Annotated in this window: 5 protein-coding genes and 2 pseudogenes; 2 read left to right on the top strand and 5 right to left on the bottom strand. The window is 61.1% G+C overall.

What is annotated here, in order from left to right; genetic code table 11:
• Positions 1-83: 83 nt before the first annotated feature.
• Together NKH99_RS30550 and NKH99_RS30555 are read right to left on the bottom strand one after the other, a co-directional pair.
• Positions 84-1,246: pseudogene (locus NKH99_RS30550) on the bottom strand (IS110 family RNA-guided transposase).
• Positions 1,247-1,635: 389 nt separating this feature from the next.
• Positions 1,636-3,234 (bottom strand): 5-guanidino-2-oxopentanoate decarboxylase, encoded by a 1,599-nt coding sequence (locus NKH99_RS30555; RefSeq protein ID WP_353017544.1) that lies wholly within the window; start codon positions 3,232-3,234, stop codon positions 1,636-1,638.
• Between the two features lie 942 nt (positions 3,235-4,176).
• On the opposite strand from NKH99_RS30555, the gene NKH99_RS30560 reads away from it, so the two are divergent.
• Positions 4,177-4,521, top strand: a complete 345-nt coding sequence (locus NKH99_RS30560; RefSeq protein WP_353017546.1) for a hypothetical protein — start codon at positions 4,177-4,179, stop codon at positions 4,519-4,521.
• Between the two features lie 323 nt (positions 4,522-4,844).
• Here the strand turns inward: NKH99_RS30560 and NKH99_RS30565 are convergent, their stop codons facing one another.
• From NKH99_RS30565 to NKH99_RS30575, 3 genes and pseudogenes are all read right to left on the bottom strand, one after another.
• Complete coding sequence (locus NKH99_RS30565; RefSeq protein ID WP_353017547.1) at positions 4,845-5,228, bottom strand: DUF3363 domain-containing protein; 384 nt, start codon at positions 5,226-5,228, stop codon at positions 4,845-4,847.
• Positions 5,229-5,358: 130 nt separating this feature from the next.
• On the bottom strand, positions 5,359-5,589 hold the full coding sequence (locus NKH99_RS30570) for an autoinducer binding domain-containing protein (protein ID WP_353017553.1): 231 nt from the start codon (positions 5,587-5,589) through the stop codon (positions 5,359-5,361).
• Positions 5,578-5,796 (bottom strand): annotated as a pseudogene (locus tag NKH99_RS30575) (transposase); the annotation flags it as partial. The pseudogene NKH99_RS30575 and the gene NKH99_RS30570, both read right to left, overlap by 12 nt.
• Positions 5,797-6,039: 243 nt before the next feature.
• Here NKH99_RS30575 and NKH99_RS30580 point away from each other — a divergent pair.
• Positions 6,040-6,237: a hypothetical protein gene (locus tag NKH99_RS30580; RefSeq protein ID WP_353017549.1), complete on the top strand. Its 198-nt coding sequence runs from the start codon at positions 6,040-6,042 to the stop codon at positions 6,235-6,237.
• Positions 6,238-6,638 lie beyond the last annotated feature (401 nt).

The following is a 6,638-nucleotide window of genomic DNA, read 5'->3' on the forward strand; positions in this document are numbered from 1 at the left end:
CCACGCATATTCTCGGCTCGTCCCACCTGGATCCACCAGGATCGGGTCCTGGAAGATTTGCAGAATTCAGTTCGGCTAACGCATCAGGCGGTCTTCATGACCGCGCCCTCGATGACGACGCCGGCGCTGACGTATTTCCACAGCGCGACGAGCAGCTTGCGGGCGAGCGCAACAATCGTCGCCTGCTTCAGACGGCCGCCCTTGTGTTTGACCCGGTCCTGGAACCACAAGGTGAGCGCCGATCGCGGTTGATGGCGCAGCCACAGCCAGGCCGTCTGGATCAGTGTCGTTCGCAGCCTTGGATTGCCGGCTTTCGATACCCCCTGGTCGTGATCGACCGAGCCGCTCTGCCACGGTGTCGGCGCGAGGCCCACATAGGCGGCAACCTGTCGTCGGTTGTCGAAGTGACGTGACAGCCCCTCCGACCACAAGACGGCGGCAAACTCCGGCCCGATGCCCTTCAGGTCGAGCAGCATCGCCGGTGCCGGCGAGACGACCGGCACGTCAGCAAGCATGGCATCGCGCGCGGCCTCGACAGCCTTGATCTGCTCCAGCAGCAGTTCGAGCCTGTCGAGTTCCCGGCCGACCTGCGCCTGCAGATGTGCCGGCAAGGGTCGGCCTCGCCGGTCTTGAGCGCCTCCAGTCGCTTGCGCCGGTCGCGGCGCAGCGGCTCATAACCGGATACGCCTTGGGCGAACAGCAGGCCTTTGACGCGGTTGACGTGGCGCACGCGCTCGTTCGTCAAGGCCTTGCGCTCACGCGTGATGCGGCGACGGTCCTCCTCCTCGGGCGCCGGCACCCGGAGCATCGCACACACCCGTGGCTCGCCTCGCTTGTAGGCCAGCAACGCCCGGACCAGCGCCTCACCGTCGATCTTGTCGGTCTTTGCGCGGCGGCGCCGGCGCGAAGTCGCAATCGACGCCGGATCGACGACGTGACTTTCGATTCCTTCGGCCTCCAACACGCGATGGATCCAGAAGCCATCGAGCCCGGCCTCCTGGATCACGATGATCGGAAAGCACTGCCCGGTCCGGGCCTGCGCCTTCCTCTTGAGCTCGGCAAATCGCGCCAGCAGTCCGGCGACGTCGCCGGCCACCACCGAATGCTTCGACATCTTCTCGCCGCCACCCGGCGACAGCGAGGTGATCAACCATTTCGAGCGGCTCAATTCCAATGAGACGAAGATTGCGCCAAGATCGATACGGATAGCGGTCGGCGCTTCGGATTGGTGAGCTGCAACGGGCATGCTTGCCTCCAGGGTAAGGTGTTGATTCAGCGACCTCACTTTGCCACAGCGCAGGTCGCTATCCACCCTCCTCATAGGATCTGGCTTGGACGGTGCGTTCTTGGCGCATTGTCGGCTCCGGCGGTGGCAGGGCTTTGGAATCAGTCGCATGATCCAAGATACCTGAAACCGCCGGGCCTTGCTCGCACAAAGCCGCGATTCATTCAACAGAATCAATCGTTTGCCGTTTATGGACGGGAACTAGTCTAGTCGGCATGGATGGCGCCGGGCTCATCGAGCGCCAGCACCACCGCCAAGCACTCAACCGCGGCCTGAAGCCGGTGTCTCGCAAGCTTTCTACATCCTCCATGCGTGAGAGGTCCATTGCTGTGCCTTTGGGTGGCCAACGACTAAAAGTAGGAGGCCTCTACGATCTCGATCAGAGAGGGCCTGCCGCGCGCCCTGGCTGCAGCCAGACGTGCGCCAAGAGTGTCGGGCTCCGCCAGTATCTCAGCGTACCAATCAAAGGCCTGCGCGAGCTTCTGGAAATCGGGTGTAAAGATGTCGACACCGATCGGCTCGATCCCGGCATTCTCCATGTGTGTCTTGATCTGGGCATAGCCGTTGTTGTTCCAGACGATCATGATGACTGGACAGCCAATTTCGGTCGCGGTCGCCATTTCCGCGAGAGTGAATTGAAGTCCGCCGTCTCCGATGACACAAACGACGGGGCGGTCCGGAGCTGCGATTTTAGCACCTATAGCAGCGGGCAGCGCATATCCCAGGGTCCCGTAGCCGGTCGCCGAGCAGAAGAAGGTGCCGGGCGCGTCGGTACCGAACGCCATGCAGCCGGCATAGATTGGTTGATTGGAATCGCCGACGATGATCGTATTTGCTGCGCTATCGCGTAACGCCGATAGCAAACACAGGCCCACCTGCCTCCTGGGCGTGACTAACGCCGCCATCGCCGTCCGTGCCGCAGCCGCACGTGCACCCCCGCTGCCGCCTGCACCGCAAGGCGCGATCAGTGCGCCGATCTGTTCGGCGGCTTCGGTCGCATCGGCCACGATCGCCAGATCCGGGGACATGCCACGCATCGCCTGTTCAGGGTCGATATCTATTCGGATGAGCTTGCCAGGGAAACTGGCGAGATCTAGGAGCTTGTCCCCGAAATCGGTCGGCCCCATTTCGGTGCCGATCGCAAGAATTACCTCGGATTTGCTCAGCAGTTCGACGGCTGGCGCGCTTGCCGGAATAATGGGAACAGCAAGCGCGTGCCCCGAGGACAAGATGCCGCGACCGTTCACGGTCATCAATACCGGCGCGTCCAGGGCTTCGGCCAGACGTCTAATGGAAACACTTGCGCCCCTGGCTCCTCCACCGGCCACTATCACTGGCCGGGCGGCGTTTCCGAGCAGTTCTGCCGCTGCAGCCGCTGTTTCCGTTCCAAGGCCGGGCGCGGCAGGCAGGTCAAAGCGGCGCGCGATCCCCAAGGACGTGCTGTCGCATCGCAGCAAGTCCACGGGGATCTCTATGTGAACTGGACGCGGCCGGGCGGAAGCAAATATCGCGAAGGCTCTCGCAAGAGCCAGTTTGAACTCGCCCATATCCAGAACCGTGTGACTGAAGGCACTGACCTGTCGCATCAACTGGCGCTGATCCGGCAGTTCGTGAAGATGGCCGGCGCCTGAGCCCATCGCCCCGATTGGATTCACCGCGGAGATCACTAGCAGCGGGATCGAGTCGCAATAGGCCTGCCCCATGGCGGTCGCGATATTGGTCAATCCCGGGCCGCTGATGATGAAGCAGACCCCAGGCTTGCCGCTAACCCGGGCGTATCCGTCGGCCATGAAACCGGCGCCTTGCTCATGGCGGGAGGTGATGTGCCGCAAGCCCGTGTTTTGCAGGCCCCGGTAAAGCTCGATCGTGTGTGCTCCGGGGATGCCGAAAACGAGTTCGACACCGTTGGCGGCCAGCAACTCAACGATGTAGGTTCCAAAGGTTCTCACTACGGAGCACTCCGCATTCGTTTGGAAGCTGGGACTGGCCCTAGGCTGGACTGGTTCCGGGGGCGGCATTTTTGCGTCGCGGATCACCCATGCCGCAGGTCAAGCGTTCGCGCGGCGCAGTACCGCATTGGGCGCCCGCAAGCGCATCCTTGATCTTACATTGGCGTCGGCCCGGAATGCCCGTTCTCAGCTTTGAGCTCGACCGGCACCGAACCAAGTAAAGCCCCGGTGACTATCCCGACATGCAGCCCTTCCGGATTAAGAAGGGGTCCCTGCTCGATATACAGTTCGAATTACACATTGATTCCCTCAGGATCGTGGTCACGCTCGCCGACATAGCCGACGCGTGCCAACTGCTGGCCAACGACTAACCCCCTTGTCATCCGTCTGCTCAAGCGCCCCGGCCATGTCGTACGCACCTGAGAATGCTCCAGAGCCCGTCATTGGCGGTTCAAACCACACACCCTCTTCGTTTGTCCAGCAAACGACCTCCACTGGCCGATTGATCTCGACGCCGGGGTCATTAAGCATTCTTACAAGTTCCAGTCGGACACACCTCCAAGAAGCCATCGAGCTTGCCGCCTGCGACCTGCGTATCGAGGTGGCTTCCGACCAAGACCGGCTTCAGATCAGGATCGAACCCCTCCCGACGCGCGAAGATGTCTTCGATCCGGTCTAGCGAGACGATGATTGGGCTCATCGGGTTTACAACTCGATCGCGCTCGCCATGCTGCGCGCCCACAGCGTGTCGCCGACGACGCCGCCCTCGCCACAGCGTCAACATGGAGGGAGCGTCGTAGGCGTGGCGGCGAAGCGCTCGCCGAATATTTCCACCTCGATCTGCCCTCCGGACGCGCTGAGGGAATCAGCCGACAGGCCAATAGGTGAAGACGAAGACGCCGGGCCGCTGGACGTATTGCGGACCAGTGGCTTTCAACCATGATGAGCACCCTTCTTGCCATTCGCGTTGACTCTCCGTTCGCGTTGTGCGGCGGTTTGAGCGTAAACAGGCATCAGCTTTTTCAGCCGTTCCTGACCTCAGACCTTGCGGTGAACGTACCATCATCAGCGATTTGCGATAGCAAAGATTTTGTAAAATTGTTTGAAGTATCCGTTGCGACCTTTTACTTACAAGCGGTGTGGCACGGAGCCCTGGACAAATTTTGGAGGGTTGCGATATGCAAGCGCAGGCCATCGGCGATATCTGCAATCTCTTCTCCCCAACAGAATGCAGAAACTACTTCACAGCCGCTGGGTATGGAATCACATGAAAGTCCGATGGTCTAGATCAGATGTTCCCGGCGGAGCGAGGGCTTCGTTGACAGCGTGAGCCCTCTCCGCCGATCACCGCGCTCGTGTCAGGGAGATCCCGGGACGAACCCGTGCTTTCCTATCAACTTACTAAGCGACAAGGTCGGCGCGCCTTTTAGATTGAAAAGAAACTTTATGGCTTTCTGTATTACTAAACCTACAGGCTCATTTCTCACAGGTATTTCCCGAACTTAATATTTGATACTTAAGTGATTCGTATTGTCTGAAAATAGTCATCGGCGCACATGCCGTTTTCGAGACATAGTTACGGACGGTCTCGTCTTGTTCGGCCGCTGCCGTTAAAGGCGACATATCCCACCTGGAAACGGCGAAGGCTTTGCGGCTGTTCGTCGATAGGATCCTGACCCTGCAGCCCGCCAACGACACCGATGCAGATCCCATGGCGCACTGCATTGGCGCGTCGGTTGGCATCGGCTACTGCAGAGTACATACCATGGCGGAGCGCAAGGGCCGTAGTAGCAAAGACATCGCAGCCTAGTCCCCGTTGCCTGCCGAAGCTCCCTTCGATACCACCGCTGTCGCGGGCGGGCCCCGGTGATGTGCTGGCCGATGCGCTTTTCGAGCGCTGGCTGCCAGGGGATAAGCTGGAAGCTAGCTCCGTCGTCAAGCATGGCGAAGCGGCCAACGGCGGTTGGCGGCGCCGGCAAGCCGGCCGCTGACATATTCGCCAGGCGGAGCCTGAATGAAGCTGAGCCCGCGCTCGGCCGCTATCCCACGGCCGAGGCGGCAGACTTCAGCCTGCTTGAGCGGCTGCAGCAGGTCACGCGGGGCACGGATCGCGCCGTTGGGCAGTCAGGTGGCGTATCCCATGTCGACGAGGCTTTGTGTGCGGCGGTCGGGGACTCGGCGACCTCCCTGCCGAATCCAACTTGAGCCAACGGAGTCCGGTTTGCCGGGGCCAACCGCCACAGCGTGCACGATTATGACCGGATCAACGATCTGATAGCGGTTCTCAAGATAGCGCGCGGTCCAGGGCGCCGGATAATTCGGGATCAGCGTCGGCTTGCCATTCGGGATGCGCAGCTCGACCGTGCCGGCCCGCGTCTCCCAGTCCGGTCGCGGTAGCCATTGCGCCGCAGCGGGTTCTTCTCGATCCATGGCAGCGCCGGTGGCCGCGTCCACCTCCAGCTCCATCAGCCGCTCGGAGGCAAAGCCGATCATCTCCCGCAGCAGATCGGCATCCGGGGTCTTCTCCACGAGCGTGCGCAGGTTCATCATGTCGCCGGTCATCGGTGGTCCTTCCGAAATGGATTTGGTGTCAACAACCAAATCCTACCGGAAAGCGCCGACGACCGCCGACACGCCGCTCACTGGCTACAGCGCTATTAACGGCGCTTGCGAGTGGCTTTGCTACCGCCGAGCCACCCACTTAGCATAATCGCAGGTGGTGCCTCTCGCATTCCGGGCGGCAGTTCCCCAACCTGACCATGTCGATGAATCGGTCAGCGCCGCAGCGCAGGAAGGAGAACTGCCATGACGAAGTATGCAGCCCTGGATGTCTCAATGGAACAGACCGCCGTCTGCGTGGTTGACGATAACGGTCGGAAAGTCGCGGAGGGAAAGGTTCCAACCGATCCGGATGCCATCGCGGACTGGCTGACCGGGAAGGCTGGGGCAACTTGCGAGGATCGGCATGGAAACCGGCCCACTGGCGGTCTGGCTTTGGAATGAACTGACGAAGCGAGGATTACCGATCGTGCGTCTCGATGCACGCCACGCAAGCGCCGCCCTCTCCATGATGCCGAACAAGACGGATCGTCATGATGCAGCTGGCCTCGTCGTTCTCCACGCCATGTGGAAGACGAATGAGCCGTTCCGCCACAAACATGCGATCGACCCCGGAGAGACTATGAGCCCGGCAGGCGCTGCTGCATCAACGAGGAGAAAGGAGCCCATTCACGGAGGCGATTAGAGAACCTGATGGGACACGCCCACGTTCTGTGTCACGCCATGTCCGGTTGATGACGTCCGTGTTCGGAACCTGACGCACTGACGCACGAATATTCCGCCGGCGCGGTGCGAAACACATGGTTTCGCGCCTCTTGCCCGCACAACCTTTCGGTGGCACGCCG

Origin of the sequence: Mesorhizobium sp. M0854, from assembly GCF_040319815.1 — a bacterium.
Lineage (GTDB): Bacteria > Pseudomonadota > Alphaproteobacteria > Rhizobiales > Rhizobiaceae > Mesorhizobium.

What these genes read in the sequence shown, in the direction of transcription:
- NKH99_RS30560 (WP_353017546.1), top strand. Translation starts at nt 4,177, where the DNA reads ATGAGCACCCTTCTTGCCATTCGCGTTGACTCTCCGTTCGCGTTGTGC.
- NKH99_RS30565 (WP_353017547.1), bottom strand. Translation starts at nt 5,228, where the DNA reads ATGTCAGCGGCCGGCTTGCCGGCGCCGCCAACCGCCGTTGGCCGCTTC.
- NKH99_RS30580 (WP_353017549.1), top strand. Translation starts at nt 6,040, where the DNA reads ATGACGAAGTATGCAGCCCTGGATGTCTCAATGGAACAGACCGCCGTC.